The organism is Campylobacter sp. DY7, from assembly GCF_057802535.1.
This window is the reverse complement of record NZ_JBYJAU010000014.1, coordinates 1-22,423: the sequence shown is the minus strand read 5'-3', so window position 1 is coordinate 22,423 and position 22,423 is coordinate 1. Positions and strand designations below refer to the sequence as shown.

27 protein-coding genes are annotated in these 22,423 nt (G+C 28.8%); 22 read left to right on the top strand and 5 right to left on the bottom strand.

Going from position 1 to position 22,423, the window contains the following annotated elements; translation table 11 throughout:
• The first annotated feature begins 10 nt into the window (after positions 1–10).
• The gene (locus AC1B00_RS08040; protein ID WP_488849206.1) at positions 11–1,333 is read left to right on the top strand and encodes an anaerobic C4-dicarboxylate transporter; all 1,323 of its coding nucleotides are present in this window, start codon (positions 11–13) and stop codon (positions 1,331–1,333) included.
• A gap of 63 nt (positions 1,334–1,396) precedes the next feature.
• Positions 1,397–2,764: a sodium-dependent transporter gene (locus AC1B00_RS08035; protein ID WP_488849193.1), complete on the top strand. Its 1,368-nt coding sequence runs from the start codon at positions 1,397–1,399 to the stop codon at positions 2,762–2,764.
• A 40-nt stretch (positions 2,765–2,804) separates the two neighbouring features.
• On the opposite strand, the gene AC1B00_RS08030 is transcribed toward AC1B00_RS08035, so the two are convergent.
• A complete protein-coding gene (locus tag AC1B00_RS08030; protein WP_239817493.1) occupies positions 2,805–2,981 on the bottom strand; it encodes a hypothetical protein in 177 nt (58 codons plus the stop codon).
• A gap of 159 nt (positions 2,982–3,140) precedes the next feature.
• On the opposite strand from AC1B00_RS08030, the gene AC1B00_RS08025 reads away from it, so the two are divergent.
• The 12 genes from AC1B00_RS08025 (at position 3,141) to AC1B00_RS07970 (ending at position 13,816) form a co-directional block, all read left to right on the top strand.
• Entirely contained in the window at positions 3,141–5,249 is a 2,109-nt protein-coding gene (locus AC1B00_RS08025; RefSeq protein ID WP_488849191.1) for an FTR1 family iron permease, read from the top strand.
• The gene (locus AC1B00_RS08020) at positions 5,246–5,782 is read left to right on the top strand and encodes an iron transporter (protein WP_239817491.1); all 537 of its coding nucleotides are present in this window, start codon (positions 5,246–5,248) and stop codon (positions 5,780–5,782) included. The genes AC1B00_RS08025 and AC1B00_RS08020 overlap by 4 nt, the downstream gene beginning before the upstream one ends.
• Before the next feature lie 61 nt (positions 5,783–5,843).
• Positions 5,844–7,247, top strand: a complete 1,404-nt coding sequence (locus AC1B00_RS08015) for a Fe-S-containing protein (protein WP_488849190.1) — start codon at positions 5,844–5,846, stop codon at positions 7,245–7,247.
• Positions 7,248–7,256: 9 nt separating this feature from the next.
• Positions 7,257–8,540: an ABC transporter permease gene (locus AC1B00_RS08010; RefSeq protein WP_336611884.1), complete on the top strand. Its 1,284-nt coding sequence runs from the start codon at positions 7,257–7,259 to the stop codon at positions 8,538–8,540.
• Positions 8,527–9,666, top strand: coding sequence for an ABC transporter permease (locus tag AC1B00_RS08005; RefSeq protein ID WP_239817488.1), 1,140 nt, complete (start codon positions 8,527–8,529; stop codon positions 9,664–9,666). Before AC1B00_RS08010 ends, AC1B00_RS08005 begins: the two co-directional genes overlap by 14 nt.
• On the top strand, positions 9,667–10,317 hold the full coding sequence (locus AC1B00_RS08000; protein ID WP_239817487.1) for an ABC transporter ATP-binding protein: 651 nt from the start codon (positions 9,667–9,669) through the stop codon (positions 10,315–10,317).
• Positions 10,310–10,771: a TlpA family protein disulfide reductase gene (locus tag AC1B00_RS07995; RefSeq protein WP_488849188.1), complete on the top strand. Its 462-nt coding sequence runs from the start codon at positions 10,310–10,312 to the stop codon at positions 10,769–10,771. Before AC1B00_RS08000 ends, AC1B00_RS07995 begins: the two co-directional genes overlap by 8 nt.
• The gene (locus tag AC1B00_RS07990; RefSeq protein ID WP_488849187.1) at positions 10,768–11,232 is read left to right on the top strand and encodes a TlpA family protein disulfide reductase; all 465 of its coding nucleotides are present in this window, start codon (positions 10,768–10,770) and stop codon (positions 11,230–11,232) included. The genes AC1B00_RS07995 and AC1B00_RS07990 overlap by 4 nt, the downstream gene beginning before the upstream one ends.
• Positions 11,232–12,071, top strand: coding sequence for a hypothetical protein (locus AC1B00_RS07985; RefSeq protein ID WP_488849186.1), 840 nt, complete (start codon positions 11,232–11,234; stop codon positions 12,069–12,071). Before AC1B00_RS07990 ends, AC1B00_RS07985 begins: the two co-directional genes overlap by 1 nt.
• Positions 12,072–12,272: 201 nt before the next feature.
• Entirely contained in the window at positions 12,273–12,758 is a 486-nt protein-coding gene (locus tag AC1B00_RS07980) for a type II secretion system protein (protein WP_488849185.1), read from the top strand.
• A 78-nt stretch (positions 12,759–12,836) separates the two neighbouring features.
• Complete coding sequence (locus AC1B00_RS07975) at positions 12,837–13,364, top strand: type II secretion system protein (protein ID WP_488849184.1); 528 nt, start codon at positions 12,837–12,839, stop codon at positions 13,362–13,364.
• A complete protein-coding gene (locus AC1B00_RS07970; protein WP_488849182.1) occupies positions 13,358–13,816 on the top strand; it encodes a type II secretion system protein in 459 nt (152 codons plus the stop codon). The genes AC1B00_RS07975 and AC1B00_RS07970 overlap by 7 nt, the downstream gene beginning before the upstream one ends.
• Before the next feature lie 66 nt (positions 13,817–13,882).
• On the opposite strand, the gene AC1B00_RS07965 is transcribed toward AC1B00_RS07970, so the two are convergent.
• The 4 genes from AC1B00_RS07965 to AC1B00_RS07950 all read right to left on the bottom strand — a co-directional run bounded on the left by AC1B00_RS07965 (position 13,883) and on the right by AC1B00_RS07950 (position 16,456).
• Positions 13,883–14,515: a tetratricopeptide repeat protein gene (locus AC1B00_RS07965; protein WP_239817480.1), complete on the bottom strand. Its 633-nt coding sequence runs from the start codon at positions 14,513–14,515 to the stop codon at positions 13,883–13,885.
• Positions 14,516–14,622: 107 nt separating this feature from the next.
• A complete protein-coding gene (gene rplT / locus AC1B00_RS07960; protein WP_239817479.1) occupies positions 14,623–14,976 on the bottom strand; it encodes a 50S ribosomal protein L20 in 354 nt (117 codons plus the stop codon).
• Between the two features lie 81 nt (positions 14,977–15,057).
• The gene (gene rpmI / locus AC1B00_RS07955) at positions 15,058–15,252 is read right to left on the bottom strand and encodes a 50S ribosomal protein L35 (RefSeq protein ID WP_239817478.1); all 195 of its coding nucleotides are present in this window, start codon (positions 15,250–15,252) and stop codon (positions 15,058–15,060) included.
• Between the two features lie 58 nt (positions 15,253–15,310).
• Entirely contained in the window at positions 15,311–16,456 is a 1,146-nt protein-coding gene (locus AC1B00_RS07950; protein WP_488849180.1) for an MFS transporter, read from the bottom strand.
• A 100-nt stretch (positions 16,457–16,556) separates the two neighbouring features.
• Between AC1B00_RS07950 and AC1B00_RS07945 the strand changes: the two genes are divergently transcribed.
• From AC1B00_RS07945 to AC1B00_RS07910, 8 genes are all read left to right on the top strand, one after another.
• A complete protein-coding gene (locus AC1B00_RS07945) occupies positions 16,557–17,888 on the top strand; it encodes a signal recognition particle protein (RefSeq protein WP_488849179.1) in 1,332 nt (443 codons plus the stop codon).
• 91 nt (positions 17,889–17,979) lie between these two features.
• Positions 17,980–18,204, top strand: coding sequence for a 30S ribosomal protein S16 (rpsP, locus tag AC1B00_RS07940; RefSeq protein ID WP_239817475.1), 225 nt, complete (start codon positions 17,980–17,982; stop codon positions 18,202–18,204).
• The gene (locus AC1B00_RS07935; protein WP_239817474.1) at positions 18,204–18,449 is read left to right on the top strand and encodes a KH domain-containing protein; all 246 of its coding nucleotides are present in this window, start codon (positions 18,204–18,206) and stop codon (positions 18,447–18,449) included. The genes rpsP and AC1B00_RS07935 overlap by 1 nt, the downstream gene beginning before the upstream one ends.
• Entirely contained in the window at positions 18,439–18,960 is a 522-nt protein-coding gene (gene rimM, locus AC1B00_RS07930; protein WP_239817473.1) for a ribosome maturation factor RimM, read from the top strand. Before AC1B00_RS07935 ends, rimM begins: the two co-directional genes overlap by 11 nt.
• Entirely contained in the window at positions 18,960–19,676 is a 717-nt protein-coding gene (gene trmD, locus AC1B00_RS07925) for a tRNA (guanosine(37)-N1)-methyltransferase TrmD (protein ID WP_239817472.1), read from the top strand. The genes rimM and trmD overlap by 1 nt, the downstream gene beginning before the upstream one ends.
• Entirely contained in the window at positions 19,666–20,022 is a 357-nt protein-coding gene (rplS, locus tag AC1B00_RS07920; RefSeq protein WP_239817471.1) for a 50S ribosomal protein L19, read from the top strand. The genes trmD and rplS overlap by 11 nt, the downstream gene beginning before the upstream one ends.
• A 28-nt stretch (positions 20,023–20,050) precedes the next feature.
• Positions 20,051–20,530: a GNAT family N-acetyltransferase gene (locus AC1B00_RS07915; protein ID WP_488849175.1), complete on the top strand. Its 480-nt coding sequence runs from the start codon at positions 20,051–20,053 to the stop codon at positions 20,528–20,530.
• 235 nt (positions 20,531–20,765) lie between these two features.
• Positions 20,766–22,423: autotransporter outer membrane beta-barrel domain-containing protein (locus tag AC1B00_RS07910; protein WP_488849173.1), on the top strand; the 1,658-nt coding region annotated here is incomplete at its 3' end.

Sequence of the window (22,423 nt, the reverse complement as noted above, 5' to 3'; positions counted from 1 at the left end):
TTGTGTTTTGATGAGTTCTTTTGGTTTTTTAGACCTTGCAATTGTTTTATCAGTAATTTTCATAGGCGTTAGGCTTGGTGGAATTGCTATTGGATATACTGGTGGAATAGGCGTTATTTTACTAGGTGTTTTATGTGGGATAAAGCCTGGTGAGATTCCAACTTCAGTAATTTTAATCATAATGTCAGTTATCGCAGCAATTTCGGCTATGCAACTTGCTGGTGGGCTTGATTATTTAGTAAATGTTGCTGAAAAAATCCTTAGAAAAAATCCTAAAAAGATTAATTATCTAGCGCCTACAATTACTTATTTTCTAACGATTTTAGCAGGCACAGGTCATACTGCTTTTTCTATGATTCCTGTAATTGTTGAAGTTGCAAAAGAGCAAAATATTAAGCCAAAAGCACCGCTTAGCCTTGCAGTTGTATCAAGTCAAATAGCAATTACAGCAAGTCCTGTTAGCGCTGCTGTTGTTTATCTTAGTGGGGTTTTAGAAGGTTTTGGATATTCTTATATTGCAATGCTTGGGGTTTGGATAGCTAGCACATATTTAGCTTGCATAATAACAGCATTTTTAGTAACTAAGTTTAGCAATCTTGATTTAAGCAGCGATGAGTATTATCAAGAATTATTAAAAAAAGGTGAAATCGTAAAAAAAGAAAAATCAACTCAAATAATTAGCAAAGAAGCAAAATTAAGCGTTGCAATTTTTATTATCGGAGTTTTAGCTGTAGTTTGTTATGCGACTTATCTTTCAGGCTTAAAAGCTGAGCAAATAATAATTCCAAGAGATAGTGCGATTATGTGTGTAATGCTTAGCATTGCAACTTTTATTGTCTTAGTTAGTAAAATTAATACTTCTAAAATCATTGATACAAGTGTATTTAAAAGCGGTATGAATGCTTGCGTATGTGTTTTAGGTGTTGCATGGCTAGGTGATACTTATGTAAGCGCTCATTCAGCTGAAATAAAAGATTTTGCAAAAAATCTAGTAGAGCAATATCAATTCTTATTAGCATTTGCCTTTTTCTTTGCAAGCATGCTTTTATATTCTCAAGCAGCAACAGCAAAAGCAATTGTTCCATCAGTAATAGTTGCTCTAGGACTTAGTGAAAATCCAGAAAATGCAAAGATAATAATCGCTTCTTTTGCAGCAGTTTCAGCGCTCTTTGTGTTACCAACTTACCCAACTTTACTTGGTGCTGTTGGTATGGATGATACGAAAACTACTAGAATAGGAAGATATGTATTTAACCATTCTTTCTTTATTCCAGGGGTTTTAATGATTATCTTAAGTGTTGCATTAGGATTTTTATTTGTAAAATTTATTTAAAATTTACTTGCAATTAATATTGTTTTTTGTATAAAATGTATCCTTTTTACACAAAGGATACATATGAAAAGACAAACTTGGACAAATAGATTAACATATATTTTAACCGTTGCAGGTGCTACCATAGGATTTGGAGCTACTTGGAGATTTCCTTATATGGTTGGAGAAAACGGCGGCGGTGCTTATGTTTTATTATTTATAATAGCTATGTTTTTAGTAGGTGTTCCTATTATTTTGGTTGAAAATATTATAGGAAGACGCGCTCATAAAAATAGTGTAGATTGTTTTAGTAAAAAATGGCAATTTATAGGGTATTTAGGACTTTTTGGAAGCTATGCAATTATGGCTTATTATATGGTTTTAGGTGCTTGGGTAATTAGCTATATTGTAAATATTATTACAAATAATTTAGATTTAACTCAAGTTATAACGGCTGAGCAAACAAGCTTACATTATGTAAATCATATTGAAAAATCTCCTTTAATGATAGCAATTTATACTTTTGTATTTGTTTTAATTAACTGGATTATTTTAAGGCGTGGAGTTATTGATGGGATTGAGCGATCGGTTAAATACTTAATGCCATTATTATTTTTATGCTTAATTGCTATGGTTATTAGAAATGTTACTTTAGATGGAGCATTAGAAGGAATTAAGTTTTATTTATACCCTGATTTTAGTAAGATAACTCCAAGCATTTTTTTATATGTTATAGGACAAGTATTTTTTGCATTATCACTTGGATTTGGCGTGATGATTACGCTTTCAAGTTATCTTGATAAAAAAGAAGATTTGTTAAAAACAGCAGTAATTACAGGTGTTGTAAATACTCTTGTAGCAGTTTTAGCAGGTTTTATGATATTTCCATCACTTTTTTCATTCGGATTAAGTCCTGATGCAGGACCTTCGCTAGTGTTTAAGACTTTGCCTATTGTATTTTCAAATATGCATTTTGGAAATATTTTTGCTATTGTATTTTTTGTATTATTACTTACTGCAGCACTTACTACAAGTTTGCCGATTTATCAAGTAATTATTTCGGTTTTAGAAGAAAAGTTTAAAATCTCAAAGAAAACTTCAATTAATTTAGTTTTAGGTGGAATTTTTATTTTAGGAAATATTCCTGCATTGCTTAGTTATGGTGTGCTTGATGATGTTTTAATTTTTGGAAGAAATATTTTTGATACATTTGACTTTGTGAGTGGAAATATTTTATTTGTAATTACTGCATTATTATGTGTTTTATATGTTGCATTTGTTTTAGGTAAAGATGAAGCTTTAAGAGAAATTAGCAATGATTATGAATTAAAAAACCCTATTTATAAAGCATGGTTTTATTATATAAAATACATAATTCCTGTTGTAATTATTATTATTTTTATTAGTGGATTTGAGAATTTAAAATCGTATATTCTCGGATTTTTTAATTAATACTACGATTTAGCTTAGCTAAATCGTAGAAATTTGTGTTTTACTTAACTTCTTCTTTTACTTCCATTTGTTCTTGAACATTTTCTGTTGTTGTTTGCTCGCTTGTGCTATTTACGCACTCAGCACTTTTGCATTCTTCAGTATTTACTGCTTCAACTTCAGCAGCACATAAATTAAGACCTAAAAAGGCAACTAATACTAAACATAATCTTTTCATTTTTCTTCTCCTCTAAAAAATGTGGCGAAATTGTAAGAGCGAAATATTAAAAATGGTTAATAACTTGAAAAATTTTTTATCAATTTTATTCCTAATTGATAAATTATGAAAAAAATAATAAGTATCATTTAGATTTGATTTATTTATAAGTTTTAGAATATGCGAAAAAATTATAAAGGCTTACTTGTGAAAAAATTATTATTTCTTATTTGTATTTTAGTAACTTCAGTAATTGCTAGAGATGATGTTGATTATTTTAAAGAAAAAGATTTGATTATTGAAAAGCTTGATAAAGGCTTAGAAGCTTATAAAAAAGGCGATGCAGCTACAGCAAGACAACTTGCAAGCGAAGCATATTTTCAGCATTTTGAAAACATGGAAGGGCCAATCGGTAGAAATATCGGAAAAAAAGGCTTTTTTATGGAGAGAAAATTTACTAATTTAAGAAGCTATTATGGAAAAGGCGAAAATATTAATAAAATTGAAGCTTTAATCTATGGTCTTAAATTAGATTTAGAAGAAGTAACGCCTATTATTCAAGATGGTTTTAAGATTAAAGCCGTAGCATCTGATCCAAATTATGATAAAGCAAAAGCAGAAATTAATGCAAGAGAAAATTTATTAAAGTCTTGCATTGAAGGCGAAATGATGTTTGGCTCAAATGAAAGTGATGCAAGAACTAAATGTGAAGAGCAAAAAGCTGCTGAAATTGCACTTTTAGCAAAAGAAGCGAGTGGAGAAGTGCAAAAACCTGTAATGCAAAAGCCAGTGTATGATAGTCTTGAAAGTCTTCAAGCTGCTGCTTCTATTGATCCTAGACTTCAACATGTTTATGATTTATTAAGCGAAAAATTTGATGAAGCAATGCAATATAACAAGCTTGGAGAATACACAAAAGCTGCTGATACAATAGGTTCAGCAAGAGAAGAAATTTATATAAACACAAATATAGAAATACTAATAAATGCTACAAAAAATATCAATATGAGAAGCAAATTAAGAAGTTTTGGTAGTGATATTCGTAGTGGTAAAGTTAGTGAAAATGATATGAGAGAAAAAAGCGAAGAATTGCTTAATGAGATATTTGATGTAATGACAGAAATTGATGAAAGCAATCTTGGTAAATTAAAGCTAGTTGGATATGTTGATGAAACAAAGAATGTTGATTATACTCAAGTTGCAACCGATATTAAAATCGCACTTACAAAAATAGTTCAAGATTATGAAAATGTAGGCGAAAAAGCAAGTATCAATTCTCTTCAAAGTGTTTATTTAGATATTTTTGAAGCAAAAGGTATGGAGAGTAAAATAGGTGCAATTGATTCAAGCGTTAAATTAGCGATAGAAGAGAAATTTACAAAAGGAACAGCTTTAATTAAAAGCAAGGCAAGCAAAGAAGAGTTACAAGCTAATTTTGATGAATTAAATAAATTAATTGCAAGCCAACTTGATAAGATTAGTGATACTAGTGTATGGTTTTTATTTATATCATCTCTTACAATTATTCTAAGAGAAGGCTTAGAAGCTTTAATTATAGTAGTTGCAATAATTTCATACATAATTCAAAGTGGTAATAAAGATAGATTAAACATAGCATATTCAGCTTTAGGAACGGGCGTTATTTTATCATTTATAACAGCGTTTATTGTTTCATATTTTATTAGTAATTCAGGTCAAAGTAGAGAGCTTATAGAAGGTGTTACAATGCTAATTGCAGTAGCCTTGTTGTTTTATGTTGGTTTTTGGTTGCTTAGTAATGCAAGAAATAAAAAATACGCAAGTAATCTAAAAGAGCAAGCAAAAATGGCAATTACAAGTGGTAGTGCAAAAACTCTATGGTGGACCGTGTTTTTAGCAGTATTTAGAGAAGGTGCAGAGACTATATTATTTTATCAAGCGTTACTTATAGATTCAGGCTCAAGTGCTGGTTTAGGTGCTGTAATAGGCGGTTTAGCATTAGGCTTAGTTATTTTAGTAATTTTATATTTCTTACTTAAAGCAGGAGCTATTAGAATACCTATAAAACAATTTTTCTTATTAACCTCAATTGTGATTTTTTATATGTGTTTTGTCTTTACAGGCAAAGGAATTATGGAACTTGTTGAGGGCAAGGTCTTAACTCCACATCTCATATCAACGCCATTTGAAAGTATTACATGGCTAGGGCTTTACCCTTATTATGAGAGCTTAGTGTTACAGGCAATAATCCTTCTTCTATTAATAGGAGGAGTTCTTTATATGCAAATCAAATCAAAGGAGAAACAATGAAAAAGTCATTGCTTAGTTTAGTTGCAGGTGCTTTCTTAGCTACTTCAGCATTCGCTGGTGAAGTTGAAATCCCAACAATTGATGGAGCAGAAAGCTATAAATTACATGGTATGGAAATAGCAGCAGTTTATTTACAACCAATTGAAATGGAGCCAAGAGGAATTGATTTAGCTGCATCATTAGCTGATATTCACTTAGAAGCTGATATTCACGCTCTTAAAGAAAATCCAAATGGTTTTCCAGAAGGTTTTTGGATGCCATATCTTACAATAGGTTATAAATTAACAAACCTAGATAATGGTAAAACAAAAGTTGGAAAGCTTATGCCAATGGTAGCTGATGATGGCCCACACTATGGTGCAAACATTAAAATGGATACAGGAATAGGTAACTATGAATTAGAATTCGTAATTGACAATCCTGAAAAACAAGGTTTTGGTCGCCACGTAGATAAAGAAACAGGTGTTGATAAGTGGTTTGATACATTTAACGTAAAATATAAGTTCAAATACACCGGAACACCTGATAAATAAGCCTTAAAAAATAGAAAGCTAATTTAGCTTTCTATAAAAATATACAAAAATAAGGACAATAATGAGTATTTATTTTATACATTTATTTCTTGAAGCTTTTGTTATTAGCTTTTTTACATCATTTGCTTGCAAAAATCATTCAGTTTATAAGATTTTAATTTCTGCATTTGTTGGTTTTATTTTTGGATATATTGCATTTTATATCATAAACTACGAAAAGCAAAACAGAATAGGATTAATCATTGCCGATAGTGTTTTGATAATTTCTTTATTATTAGTATTTTTAAGAAATATAAAAATATTTGCAATATCAAGCGTATTTTTAATAGCCTTTGCGTGTGCTATTAGATATTTTTTATTAAGTGCAAATTTTGTTATATTTGAATCTAATTTAATAGATACTGAAGGGGTTTTAAATTTCGGTTTTATTTTATTAGCTTTTTTTATATGTGCTGTATTTTTTATAAGTTTTGTATATTCTACTAAGCATGTAAAATCAAAAATTAGTATTTTAATAGCAATTATTTTGGCTTTAATGTTTATAAATGAATGTTTAGCTGAACTTGCTTTATATGGAATGAAGACAAGAAGTATCGGAGCTTTAAGTGATAGTGATGCACTTTTAAGCTATATAGGAAAGAGCAAACATTATGCTGAGTTTTATTATTATATTTGCTTAATTTTAGGCATTATTTATGTTGGATTATGCTTAAAACTTCGCCCTAAATATACACAAAAACAAGGCGATTTTGATATTGTTTATAGGCAAAACAAAAACCTTACAAGCACAATAAACACTCACTTTAGCATTACATTTATTTTAAGTGTTTTAGCTTTTATAATCGTTTTATTTTATGATCTAGTTGCGTCTAAGCCTATTAGTATAGATGAGCCTTTAGTAATTGCTCCAAAGAGTAAAACTCATTTTGAGTTTGAATTAGATAAAGTAAGCGATGGAAAATTACATAGATATGCTTATATTTCAAGCTCAGGTAAAAAGATTAGATTTTTTATAATCAATCGTTTTGCTGGCAAAATCACTCCTGTTGCTGTGTTTGATTCTTGTATGATTTGTGGAGATTTAGGATATATTTTAAAAGAAGGCGAATTAATCTGCGTTGCTTGTAACGTAAGATTATTTTTACCAAGTGTAGGCAAGGCAGGTGGGTGTAATCCAATTCCGTTAAATTACGAAATAGATGAAAAAAATAATAAATTATTAATTAAAGTAAGAGATGTTTTAGATGGGGAAAATTATTTTAGCGAAGTTGTTGAAATTGAAGTAATTGACCCTGTAAATCAAGATAAATTTTTAAACTCAAAAGCTAAAAAATCTTATATGTATAAAGGTATAAATTATTATTTTAGCACTGATGAAAGCTATGAAGAATTTAAAAAAGACCCTAGCAAATATGTAAGCTCAAACGATAATGCACCTTTTAGATTAAATGGTTATCAAAGTTAAGGAGAAGCAATGTTTTTAAGAATTATAAAAAAATCAATTTTTGGCAACTTAACTCAAAAACTCCTTAGTTTTGGCACTATTTTTCTAGCTTGTTTGCTACTTGCTTGTATGTTAAATATAACTTTAGGCGTTGGTAATGAGCTTACAAAAGAGCTTAGAAATTATGGTGCAAATATTAGCGTTGTGCCACAAGGCTCAGCACTTAGCATTGAAGTAGGAAATAAGACTTTTAAACCATTTGAGAATAAAACATATTTAGAATTAAAAGACTTACATAAAATAAAAGAAATCTTTTGGAGAAACAATATAACAGCTTTTGCTCCATTTAAAGATGAAGTAGCAAAAATTAATGGCAAAGAGATTAAAGTTTTAGGCACTTATTTTGATAAAAATATTCCTATTGATGGCGAAGAAGATTATAAAACAGGAATCACAGGCTTATTTCCTTTTTGGAAAAGCGATAAAGATTTTGTAAATGATGAAAGTAATATCTTAGAAGCAAATATAGGAAGAGAATTTGCAACTAGATTTAATCTTAAATCAGGCGATCAAATTGATGTGGAATTTGAATCAGGAATTAAAAACTTTAAAATCGTAGGAATTATTGATAATTTAGGCGAATATGATAATAAATTGCTTATAAATATTGATAAATTAAATGAGATTTTAGGCTCAAAGCCAACTTATGAAAGAGCCGAAGTTTCAGCGCTAACAATTCCAGAAAACGACCTTGCAATGCGTGCAAGACATGATAAAGATAGCTTAGATGCAGTTGAGTTTGATAAATGGTATTGCACTGCTTATGTTAGCTCAATTGCTTATCAAATAGAAGAAGACTACAAAGGTGCAAGTGCAAAAGCACTTAGCAAGGTTGCTGATGCTGAAAGCTCAGTGGTTAAAAAAATTCAAGGCTTAATGGGAATAATCTTTTTAATTTCATTAGTAGTTGCAAGCGTAGCACAAGCTTCGCTTATAAATAGCGATGTTTATAGACGCTCAAAAGAAATAGGCTTATTAAAGGCTTTAGGGGCAAATAACTTGCAAATATATTTGATATTTATGGTTGATTATTTATGTGTTAGCTTGGTTGCTAGTGTGTTTGGAAGTATTTTTGGATTTTTTGTAAGTGATTTAATAGCTTTAAATATCTTTTCTCATAGCATTGCTTATAATTTTATTATTATTTTTATTTGTATGTTTTTTGCTAGTTTAATCTCAATTCTTGGCTCATTAATAGCTACAAAAAACTTTATAAAATTAGAAATAGTAGAGGTGCTTTATGGCAGGAAATAATTTTTTCATAACTCAAGTTAAAAAGAGTATAGGGTTTTCAAAACAAAGATTACTTATAATTTTAATTTCTATTTTTATGGGAACTGCTGTTGCGAATGCGTTTTTAAATATTTATTTTGATATAGATAATAAAATGAGCAAAGAGCTTAAAAGCTATGGTGCTAATATGATTTTAAGTGCTAAAGATAGCGATTATGTAAATATTAGCGATGTTAATAATATAACATCACAAATAACAAGCTCAAAAATCTTAGCAATTTCGCCTTATTTATACTTTACTCCGAGTTATTCTAGTAGGCAGATTTTAGTTGCTGGAGTTAGTTTTGATGAGTTTAGAAAAATCAATAAATTTTTAACTATTTTAAAAGGTAGTTTAAGTCCTAGCGAATACAGCAAAGCTGATAGTATTTATTTAGGAATTGATTTAGCAAATACAATTGATAAGAAAGTTGGCTCAAAACTAACCTTAAACTATAAGCAAGATTTAGGATTAGTTGAAAAAACTTTCGTAGTAAAAGGCATAATTTCTAGTGGAGATGAAATTGATGCAATGGCGTTTATTAATTTAGATTCAGCTAAAGAGTTTTCAGGCGTAAAGGATAAATATTCTTATGCTTCTTTAATAATTGATGATAATTTTGAAAACCTATCAAAGCTAAGCGCAAGTATTAATAATGAAAATGCAGAGCTTAAAACAATTCCTAGCGTTAGTATTAAAGAAGGTGCAATTTTAGAAAAAATTAAAGGCTTAATGTTTTTAATTTCTATCGTAATCTTAATAATTAGCTCAACAAGTGTTAATACAACGCTTAGTTCAATTATATTTTCAAGAAAAAAGGAAATCGCTTTACATTTAGCCTTAGGGGCTGCTAAAAGCGATATAGTAAAATTATTTGCTAGTGAAGTTTTCATACTTACCTTAATCGCTTCATTATTTGGCTCAGTTGGTGGGTATTTATTAGCACAATTTTTAGGAGCAATTATTTTTAATGCTAGTATTGATTTTAGATTAAGTGCGTTTGTAATAGCGATTTTAATTTCTTTTATTTTTGCTATTCTTGCTGCATATTTTCCTATCAAAAAAGCTTTAAGTATAGATATCGTAGGTAATTTAAGAGGAGAATAAATGAGTATTATTAAAGTTAGTAATTTACACAAAAGATTTGATAAAGCACATGTTTTAAAAGGTCTTAGTTTTGAACTAGAAAAAAGTCGTTGGCTTAGTATTGTAGGTAAGAGTGGAAGCGGTAAAACAACGCTTTTAAATATCTTATCATTGCTTGATAATGCAAGTGAGGGCGAATATTTTTTAGATGGCATTAATGTAACTCATTTAAGCGAAGTTGATAAGCAAAAAATCCGCCGTGAAAAAATAGGACTAATCTTTCAACAATTTCATTTAATTCCATATTTAAGTGTTTTAGAAAACGTTATGCTAGCTCAATATTATCATTCTAGTATTGATGAAAGCGATGCAAAAAAGATTTTAGATAAAGTTGGCTTAGCTGATAGATTAGAGCATTTGCCAAGCGAGTTAAGTGGTGGTCAGCAACAGCGTCTTTGTATAGCAAGAAGTCTTATAAATAATCCTAGCATTTTACTTGCTGATGAGCCTACTGGTAATCTTGATGAAGAAAATGGAGAAATTGTTTTAGATATTTTTAAACAATTAAGAAGCGAAGGTAAAACAATAGTTTTAATCACGCATAACCCTGATTTAGCAAAAAAAGCTGATGAGATTATCACTATTAAAGATGGTCTTATTGTAAATGAATAAATTATTTTTAATAGTTTTTGCTTTATTTTTTGTAGCTTGTGATAATGCAAAGCTTAGCCTTAATGAAAAAGCTCCTGAAATATTAGCTAAGGATACAAAAGGTAATAATATTAAGCTTACAAGGCAAGGTATTGAAATAGTTGAGTTTTGGGAGAATGGCTGTGCTGCTTGTCTTAAAGTAATGGCAAGCCTTAATGATTATGCACTAAGTAATAATATAAAAATTTATGCAATTAATTCAATTGATGATTTAAAAACTATTAAAAAGCACGAAAATGAACATAATTACGATGCTATGATTTTTTTAAAAGATCAGCAAGATATAACTTGGTCAAGGTATGAAATATTTGCAGTTCCGACTTTATTTATCTTAAAAGATGGAGTTTATGTTGAAAAAATCTTAGGTGATAGGGGATTTAATTATATACAAGAAAAAATCAAAGGATATTTATGAGAATTATTTTAATGCTTTTATGTTTGATTTTTTGCGCTTGTAAGGATGAGTATTTTTTAACACTTAATTCAAAAGAGCCACTTAGTTTAAAATATAATGCCAAAGAAAAGGCTTTAAAAGGTCTTAATGAGCCTTTTATGTTGTTTTTTTATTCTAAAGATTGTGGAGTTTGCGAAAAACAAATTCCTATATTAAATGAATTAAGCAAGAATTATAAAATAATAGCTGTCTTAGGAAATATGAAAAATAAGGATATGGCTGTTAAGAATTTAAAAGGTGTAACATTTACAACTATTTATGATAGTTTAGATGTTGAGTATTTAAGCAATGTAGTAGGGGGAGTTTATGGAGTTCCTGCTATGTTTATTTATGATAACAATGGTAAAATGGTAAAAAAGTTCATCTCTTTAACTCCAAAATCAATTTTAGAAAAGGAGTTAAGAGCTGTTAAAGGAGTTTGATGAGAATAATTTGTATTATTTTTTGTCTAATTTTTAGCTTGTATGCAAAAGATTATGATAAAAGTAATTTTTCAAGCGTTATAAATGCGTGCAAAAATAACAACTCTGATGCTTGTATTTTAGCAATTAGGCTAGGCTTACATATAAATAAGCCCTTTGTAGTAAAAGGTATGTCAAAAAATCTATGTGATAAAGATAATTCAGGCTATGCGTGTGCTTTTTATTCTCATATATCATTTAGCTATTTTGATGAACTAAGCTATCAAACCAGCCTTGAATACGATAAGAAAGCTTGTGATTTAGGTTATATTAGTTCTTGCATAAGCCTTGCTATTGTTGATAAGGCAAAATATAGCGAAGAAGGCAAAAAAGCCTTTATGTTAGCTAGTGAAAATTCTTTACATAAAGCTGCTTTATTATTTAATGCAATTTCTTGTGATGGTGATATAGAACAAGCTACTTTAATATGTGAAAATCTTTGCAAAAGTGGAGATTTAAAATCTTGTATGGGCTGTAAGGATTATTATATTATTGATGATGATGACTTACTTAAAACAGCTTTGAAAAATACCGATAAAAATTGCGAAAAAGATGTAGAAAAATGTATTTATTTATACCATGCTTATGGAAGAATTGAAGATATAGATAATAGGGTTAAAATACTTATTAAGCTATGCGAAAAGGGCGATTATATGCATTGTAATTCAAACAATAATATAGATGAAAAGTATTTAAAAAAATATGAAAAAGAACTAAGAAAAGCAATTTATAAAGGTTGCAAGATTAATAAACTTTTATGCAACGAATTTCCATTCCAAAAAGGCTTTTGGTCTAAATAATTCTAACAATTACGAAATCGGAATTAGGTTCTAATTCCTATTTTAAATTCCTATTTTAAATTTCTTTGATATCCAAACGATTTATCCTATGCTAAATAAAGATTAAAAATCATTTTTACACTTATTATTTTCTTTAATAATAGCCTTAAATTAATTTTACTTTTGTGTAAATAAAGTGAAATTTATTTTAAGGAGATAGCCATGAAAAAGGGCTTTACAATGATTGAGTTGATTTTCGTAATCGTAATTCTAGGAATTTTAGCAGCAGTTGCTATTCCAAAACTAAATGCTACAAGAGATGATGCAGAAGTTGCAAAACTTGCTACAAACATTTCTACTATTATGGGTGATTTTGCATCTTATTATACTTCAAAGGGTACTTTTAATGTAGTTGATCCTACAACTAAAAAAGAAACAGCAGCTGATTTAAAAGTTATTACTAACGTTCCTTTGGCAAGTGGAGTAATGCAAGTAAAATCTAAACCTTGCTTAACTTTTGCAGTAAAAGATAATCATACTATTACAATAACGCCTTCTGGTAGTGCAGCAGCTGATAAGGTTTGTACTGATGTATTAGCTAAAGATAATATCAAAGCTATGTTAACTAGTAGTGCAGGTACAGCTGTAGATGGTACTAAAACAACAGCAGTTGATTTTGATTATGCGACAAGCGGTGTGAACTTCTAATAACCTTGAAGTCTAAATATATAACAAAGCCTAACAAGGTTATCCTTGTTAGGCTTTTTTAAATTTAAAAGGATAGAAATGAAAAAAGCTTTTACAATGATAGAATTAATTTTCGTAATCGTAATTCTAGGAATTTTAGCAGCAGTTGCAATTCCTAAACTAAACGCTACAAGAGATGATGCTGAACTTGCAAAAGCAAATACAAATCTTACAACTTTAATAGGTGATGTTACAAGCTATTATACCTCTAAAGGTAATTTGCCAACAAGTACTAATCCTCAAGATTTAACTGGTGTAGCCTTATATCATAATAAAAATTGTGATTCAGCAAGAGCAGGTGGTGCTGCTTGGATGAAAGTAAATAATACTTGTGAATGTCTATTGTTTGAAATAGGAACTAATAGTAAAAGTGAAGCTTATTATTCTTTTTCTGCTAAAAATGGAGCTGCTACAAAGGATTCTACTTGTCAAAAATTTATAGATAGTATTAGTAGCTCAGGTATATTTGGTAATGGTTATTCAGATCCTAATTTTACGACAGCAAAAAGTACTCTAGATACGGGTAAAATATATTTTAGACTAGGTGGCAGTGGGGTTTTATGGTAAAACAAGCATTTACTATGATTGAATTAATTTTCGTAATAGTAATTTTAGGAATAATTGCAGCAGTTGCAATCCCTAAATTAAACGCTACAAGAGATGATGCTGAGCTTGTTAAAGCTAATCAAAATATTACATTGTTAATAGGCGATTTAGCAAGTTATTACACAGCTCATAATGAATTTGCAAGTGATATTAACACAATGACTAATGTAGCATTAGATAAAGGTATATATAAAGTAAAAAATAAGCCTTGCTTAGAAATTAGTCTTGATGAATATTATGTGGTAATTAAAAAAGCTAAAAATCAAGATAAAGTATGTGATTTAGTTTTAGATGATAGTAAGACAATAGCTAATTTAACAGGTAGAATTTCAAAAACAAATACTAATTTTACCGATATTTCTAAAAGCGATATTGTTTATATTCCAGTAGGTGGAAGTAATATAAGTTATTAGAATTTGAAATAGGAATTAGAATCTAATTCCGAATTCAAATTCTTAGCTTTTTAGTTATTAAAAAGCTTATCTTATATTATCTAACTTCTCGCAAGCGTATTTAAATCCTAATTCACAAGATTTTCTTAAAAATTCTAAAGATTTATTTTCGTAATGTTGCGCTACTTCATAACAACTTTTATTATCTTTGTTAAAACAAGCATATTTATATAAATCAAGTGCTTTTTCTTCATTTATATTAGTGCCTGTTCCATTGAAATACATATTTGCTAGATAATAACAAGATGAGTAATTTTTGTTTTCACATTCTGCTGTATATAAGTCAAAAGATTGTTTATAAATTTTTTCATAATCTTCGCATTTTGTATAATTTACTTCGCAGTAATTTGCATAATCATAACAAGCTTCTGCGTTATTATTTTTACATTGTTCTTTTGCTATTTTAATAGTCTTATTTTTGTATTTTTTGCTTAATTTTGAATTTTCTAAAATATCAGAATATTTGTAAATATCGCTTAATGCCTTGCAAGCGTTATAACTTTCGTATTTTTCACAAGCTATTTTATAATAAACGCTAGCGTTTTTTTCATCTTCTCTATCAAATTGATAAAAATTTGCATTTTGCATACACTCTTGCAAACTAGCACATTCGTTTGCACCTAAAGTTAAACCAAGTAATAAAATTGATAATTTTTTCATACTAACTCCTTTTTTTAAAGTTAGTAATTTTATCGAATTTTTGAAAATGTATATATGAAAAAAATAAGAAATAAAGAAAATCCTAGCTAATTTTAGCTAGGAAATAATTATAGTGCTTTTTTAGCTGCTTCAGCAATTTTTGCAAATGCTGCTGCGTCGTTCATTGCCATATCTGCTAGAACTTTTCTATCTAGTTCAATTCCAGCTTTTTTAAGACCATTCATAAATCTTGAATAGCTTAAATCATTTAAACGGCATGCCGCATTAATTCTAATAATCCATAAACGGCGGAAATCTCTTTTCTTGCGGCGTCTATCGCGGTAAGCATATACCAAGCTTCTTTCTAATTGTTCTTTAGCTTTTCTAAAGTGTTTTCTACGACCGCTATAAAAACCTCTAGCTAATTTTAATAATTTTTTATGTCTTCTGCGTCTTACTACGCCTGTTTTTACTCTTGCCATAATTTCTCCTTTTAATGGCGTTTGCCTAAAGCAAATCTTTCCCGAAACGGGGGTAACGAATGATTAAAAAATCAAAAACTCTTATTTCATACAAAGCATTTTAAGAACACGGCTCTCATTTGTAGCATGAACAAATTTTGCTGTTCTTAAATCACGCATTCTTTTTGCAGGCTTTTTAGTTAAAATGTGGCTTCTAAAAGCTGAACCACGTTTAATTTTGTTTTTGCCTACTCTAAAGCGCTTAGAAGCACTTTTTACGCTCTTCATTTTTGGCATAAGCTTTCCTTTTTGTTGAATTTTCTAAAAAAGAAGAACAGATTTTAGCATAAAAAGTTTATATATAGCTTATTTTATTTGAAAGTAAGGCAAAAATAAGCAATAAAGAGCTAATAGCTATCATAAAAATAATTGAAATATCAAAATTTCCACTCAAATCTTTAAAATATCCAAAAATAATAGGACCTATGGTTGCGATTAGATATCCAACACTCTGTGCCATTGAGCTAAGATACACGGTAGTTTCACTATTTTTTGATTTTATAGCTATCATAGTTAATGCAACTCCAAAAATCCCACCAACAGGAATAGAAAATAATAAAGCAGAAAATATCAAAATATAGATATTTGAACTAAGTAAGCATATAAAAAATGCAAATATATTGCTAAAACAAACTAAGCATAAAAGCAATGTATTATTGCTTGAGTTTGCCATTTTACTAGGGATAAAATATGCAGAAAACATAGCGCAAAATTGAAATAATATAACGATATTTGTGGCTGCATCATTGCTTAAATTAGTTGCTAAAATGCTAGGATACCAAGTAATTATCGTATAAAACACACAACTTTGTAAGCCCATAAATCCTGTTATAATCCAAGCTTTTTGGTTTTTAAAAATGCCTAAAAAATCTTTAAATTTTTTAAGACTTTGTTTTCTATTTAATCTGTTGTTTTTAATAAAAGGAAGATAACAAAACAATGCAATAATTGCAAAAACAACCCAACAAAACAAAGTTCCACTTAAGCCTATGTATTCAACCAAATAATGCCCAAAAACTCCAATTAAGCTAGAAACACTTAAAATCATTCCATAAATTGCCATAATTTTGCCTATATTTTTAAAATTATTTTTGATAAAACTTGGCATTAAAACATTTAAAATTGCAATTCCTAAGCCTATTAAAATAGTTCCAAAAAATAAAAAGAAAGTATTAAAAAATGCCCTTGTAAATAAACCTATAATAATCAAAATAATTGCAGAAAATATAGCTTTTGTGTTTGGTAAGATAGGAGCTATTAAAGAAAATATGAAAAAGCATAAAAGTGGCAAAGAACTTAATATTCCTATTTGGGTTGAATTAAGCTCATAAGAAAGCATAATTTTATCAACCAAAGGGCCTATTGCAGTTATCGGTGCTCTTAAATTAAGTGATATAAAAATTACACATAAAATGCTTATTAAAAAATAATTTTTTTTCATAATTTTCCTTTACAAAACTATAAAAAAATATATTAAACAATTATAAAGCATTTAAATATATAATTGTTTCTTTTTAAATTTTTATATAAGGAAGTTTTTAATGTTTGAATTAATTAGTGATTCTTTTAAGCAAGCAGTAAATAAATTAAAAACAATAGATGATGAAAAAGCGTTAAAAAACGCAATGGAAACGCTGAAAAAATCTTTATTAAAAGCTGATGTTCATTTTAAAGTAACAAAAGAATTATTAGTTAATGTAGAAAACGAAGTAAAAGCAAAAGGAATAGGTCAAAAACACTTCCTAGACGCTATTAAAAACAATCTTACAAACATATTAACACCAGAGAATAAGATTAGCGAATTTAGATTTTCTCCAAGTGGCTTAACATCAGTTATGATGATAGGTTTGCAAGGTGGCGGTAAAACTACTAGCACAATTAAATTGGCTAACTATTTAAAACTAAGAAAGAAAAAGGTCTTAGTTGCAGCGTGCGATTTACAAAGACTTGCAGCGGTAGAGCAATTAAGACAATTATGTGAAGCAAATGAAATTGATTTATTCTCAATGGATAGCAAAGATCCTTGCGAAGTTGCATCTGCAGCATTAAAAAAAGCAAAAGATAATTTATACGATGTTTTATTAGTAGATACTGCTGGTCGTTTAGCAATTGATGAGCCACTAATGAATGAGCTTGCTCGTGTAAAAGAAATTGTTAATCCTTATGAGAGTTTTTATGTAGCTGATGCTATGAGTGGTCAAGAAGGTGTAAAAACTGCTGAAATCTTTAATGAAAAAATAGGAATTAGTGGTGTTATTTTAAGCAAATTTGACGCTGATACTAAAGGTGGGGTTGCTTTAGGTATAGCAAAATTATTAAATTTACCTTTAAAGTTCGTAGGTATTGGAGAAAAAGTAGGAGATTTTGAAAGCTTTGTGCCTGAAAGAATTGTTGGCCGTATAATGGGTGAAGGTGACTTAGCGACTTTAATGGAAAAAACTTCTGCTGTATTTGATGAAAAAGAAGCAAAAATTTTAAGCAAAAAGATTAAAAAAGGTGAATTTAACTTTAACGATTTTATAAATCAATTAGAAAGTGTTAAGAAATTAGGTAATTTAGGCTCATTAGTTGGAATGATACCAGGGCTTAGTGGAGTAGCAAATAAAGTAAAAGATATAGATTTGGAAAGTTCAAAAGAAATGATACATATTAAAGCTATGATTAGCTCAATGACACCAAAAGAAAGAGAAATGCCAAGTCTTTTAAATAATGCAAGAAAAGCAAGAATTGCAAAAGGCGCAGGACTTTCTCAAATGGAAGTTAATAGATTTTTAAAACAATTTGAAAATGCTTCAAAAATTGCTAAAAAACTTTCAAAAGGTGGCATGAAAGGTTTAAGTTCTATGTTAAATCAAGGAAATTTTCCAAAATAATAAAAAATTTTTAAAGCTTTAAACTTATTTAAAGCTTTTTTATAGACAATTTTTGTTTATAAAAAATCTTTAAATCAATCAAGGAGAAAAAATGACAGTTGTAAGACTAACAAGAATGGGTAGAAAGAAACGTCCTTTTTATCGTATAGTAGTAACAGACAGCAGAAAAAGAAGAGATGGTGGCTGGATTGAAAGTATTGGATATTATAACCCAATGAGCGAACCAGAAACAATTAAATATGATGCTGAAAGACTAGCTTACTGGAAGAGCGTTGGTGCAAAACTAAGCGATCGTGTAGCAAGAATTACAAAATAATGGTAAAAGATTTTATTTTTACATATGCAAAAACAATAGCCGCAAATCCTGAGCGGCTAGAGATTTTTGTAGAAGAAAAGCAAGATAATTTAGTAGATATTGTTATTATGGCTACTAAAGTTGATGCAGGAAGACTTATAGGTAAGTCAGGTAAAATAATCACTGCTATAAAAACAATAGCTGTTAATAATAAAAATACTCAAAAATTAAATTATAAAATCACGGTAAAAACTTTTGATGAATAATTTGGTTTTTGTTGCAAAAATAGGTAAAACTCATGGATTAATTGGGTTTTTAAAACTTCATAATAAAAGTGATTTTTACGAACAATTTAAGCCAAAGGCTGAATTTTTTGATAAAAATGGTAAGAAATTCATTATAAAATCTTTTGATTTTAATAATTCTTTAATTCAATTTGTAGGATATGAAGATATAAATAGTGCTAAAGAATTAGTAAATATGGAGCTTTATTCAAGCGTTGAGAATACTAGAAAGAATATTAAATTAAATAAGAACGAACATTTTTATTTTGATATCATAGGACTTTTAGTATATGAAGAAGATGAATTGTTAGGTAAAGTTGTAGATATTCTTGAGACTGGAGCTAATGATTTGTTAGAAATTAAAACAGATATAAATTTGCTTAATCAGGGAATGCCAAATAGTTTTTATATCCCATTTCATGATAATTTTATAATCTCAGTAAATGAGTGTATCAAGGTAAAAAATTCTAAGGTTATTTTAGAAAACTCATAATGACATTTAATTTTATAAGTTTATTTCCAAATTTAATTGAGAGTTACTTTAATGAAAGTATTTTAAAAATTGCAAAAGAAAAAGAACTTATAAAATTAAATTATGATAATCCAAGACTTTATTCAAAACATAAACATAACAAAGTAGATGATACAAAAATCAGTGGTGGAGCAGGAATGCTTATGTCTTGTCAGCCTTTGTTTGATTGTTTAGAAAATTATAAAAATACTCATATTATTTTTTTAAGTCCAACAGGAAAACCCTTTAAGCAAATTGATGCAAAAAGATTGGCTTTAAAAAATGAAATAACTTTCGTATGTGGAAGATATGAAGGAATTGATGAGCGTGTTTTTGAAAATTATGCTAATGAAGTTTTTAGTATAGGAGATTTTGTATTAACTGGTGGAGAATTAGGTGCTTTATGTTTGTGTGATGCCATTGCTAGAAATGTAAAAGGCGTATTAAATGAAGAAAGTTTGGTTGAAGAAAGTTTTGAAAATTATTTGCTAGAAGCACCATCTTTTACCAAACCTTTTATATACGAATACAAAAAAAATAATATTTTTAATAAATTTTATTCAATTTCAAGTTTTGTTAAGGGTAATCACGCTAATATTAACCTTTTAAAAAATCATCTATCGTTTTGCAAGACTAAATTCCACCGCCCGGATTTACTTGCCAAGCACAATAATTTAAGGAAAAACTATGAGAAATAAATATATTGAGCAATTTGAAGCTAAGCAAATTGAAGGTAAAAATGTTCCAGATTTTAGAGCTGGTGATACTTTAAAACTTGCTATTCATATTAAAGAAGGCGATAAAACAAGAGTTCAAAATTTTGAAGGTATTTGTATAGCTCGCCGTGGTCAAGGCACAGGTGAAACTTTTATGGTTCGCAAAATAGGTGCAAATGGTGTTGGAGTTGAGAGAATATTCCCAATTTATTCAGATAGTTTAGAAAGCATAAGTGTTGTTCGCCGTGGTAAAGTAAGACGCTCAAGACTATTTTATCTACGCAGATTACGCGGTAAAGCTGCAAGAATTAAAGAACTTAAACGCTAATATTACGGAGATTTTCTCCGTTCTTCTTATGATTGAAATTAAACAAGCTTCAGAAAAAGACTTAGAATTAATTTTGAGTTTTATTAAAAAACTCGCAGAATACGAAAAACTATCAGATTGTGTGGTTGCAACTACTGAATTATTAAAAGAATGGTTATTTGAAAAAGAAAAAGCTTATGTTTTAATAGCATATTATGATTTTAAACCTGTTGGCTTTGCTTTGTATTTTAATAATTTTTCAACATTTTTAGGAAAATGTGGCATTTATCTAGAAGATTTGTTCGTAGATAGCGATTATCGTGGTTTAGGAATAGGCAAGGCTATTTTTCGTGAATTAGCTAAGATTGCTTACGAGAATAATTATGAAAGAATTGATTTTTGCTGTTTGAATGACAATGAACCAAGTTTAAAATTTTATGAAAAAATCGGAGCATTTAGGCAAGATGATTGGGGTATGCTAAGATTAGATAAAATAGGCATTGATAAACTAGCTAATAAAAAAATTTAAATTCCTAATTCAAATTCTTTTTAAAATTTTCGCATTTACTTTATAATTTAAACAATGCATTTTAATGTAAAAATTTATAATAATTTCAAATAAGAATTTATCTTAATCAATGGACTTTAGGGCAAAGTAATTAATCATAATTTTGTTAAAATGAAACATTTAATTTTTTATGAAAAATAACGATTACAAAATAAGGAAAACTCATGAAATATAAATTAAGTTTATCATTATTAACTTGTTTAGCAATCAGCGGGGGGGGTATTTAAACGCTGCTTTGATAAAACCCGATCAAATTTGCACAAGTGGTGGAACTGATTGTACAATATCAAACAATACCGATGGCGTAAATATAACTGATACAAGTTTTAAAAATATTACAGCAGATAGTTCTAAATTATGGGTTGGAGGACTAACTAATATAGATAAAATTGAATTAAAAAATGGTTCTCATCTTGAAAAAAACAAAGGAAATATGACTATAAGCGAGCTTAGAATAGATAATACATCAACATTTGAGCATATAGGAAATGAAACATTTATTAACAGTCTTATAAATACTACTAGTACAGATAAAACAAAAAAAGTTAAGATGGCTACGCAAAATAGTTATACAAATATAGGCAAAAAAGACGCTACATCAAAAGGAACGATTGAAAGTTTTGATTTTTTAGGTAATTTAGATATAGCTTGTATGAGAATTTATAATCAGTTTATAATTGATACTGATTTTAATATAAGGTATTTAGAATCAACAGGTAATGAGTATAAAAATTCAAATGTTACTCTATATGCTAAAGGTGTTTTAGACGGAAATACTTTTACAGATTCTAATATAAGTGTAGGTTCTATTAAATCTACAAATAATATTTTTAAAAATAGTAAATTAGAAATTAAAAACAATCAAGGTCATACTAATTTTAATAGAGATAATAGTATAATAGGTGGTAGTTTTGAAAATGTTGCAATAACTTCAGATAATAAAATAGTAGTAAATGGAACAACTTTTACTAACGGTAGTTTAAAATCTGAAGCAGAATTGACAAATACAAATTTTACAGGTACTGATATAAATACAGATATTAACGGTTTCATGCATTTAAAAGGAAAAAATGAATTTACAGATGTTAATATGCATAAAACTACAGCAGATCAGTCAAAACATAATGTAGTTCTAGATTCTAACACAGAAACTATTTTTACAAATAGCACTTTAAACAATATATCTATAAATGGATATGGTAGTGGTTCAACTAACAATAAACTAACAATAAGTGGTGGAACATTAGCTAATACAACAATAGGTTCTCATTCTGCAAATACAAATATTTCAGATTTAACCCTAAGTGGTGTAACTATCAATAATTCTAGCGTGGCAAATCTTAACCATAACCTAAGAGCTCAAAACATTACCATAACAAATGGCACAAACGCAACAGGTGCTAAAATCAATGCTCAAACTAAACTTGATATGACAAGTTCTACTTTAGACGCTACAAGTGAAATTAAAGCAAATGTAGCAGATATCAAGACTTCAAATATAGGTGGAAGCACAAATATTACTAACACCCTAACATCTACAAGTTCTACTTTCGGTGGCAAAGTAACTGCGAATGATTTGATAAGTAGCGGAGCAGGTTCTAAGTTCGATGGAATTGTAAATATCACCAACTCAATCACATCAAGCGATACAACATTTACTAAAGATGTTACAGCTAATATAATTACAGCAAATAGTGGCTCAATATTTAATGGAACCACAACAGCAAACGATAGTATTGTGGCAAACCAAAGTTCAAGTTTTAAAGGCTCTACAACAGCAACTAATAAAATCACATCTACAAATGCTAGTTTTGAATCAGAAATAAAAACAGCATTCCTAGACGCTCAAAAGGA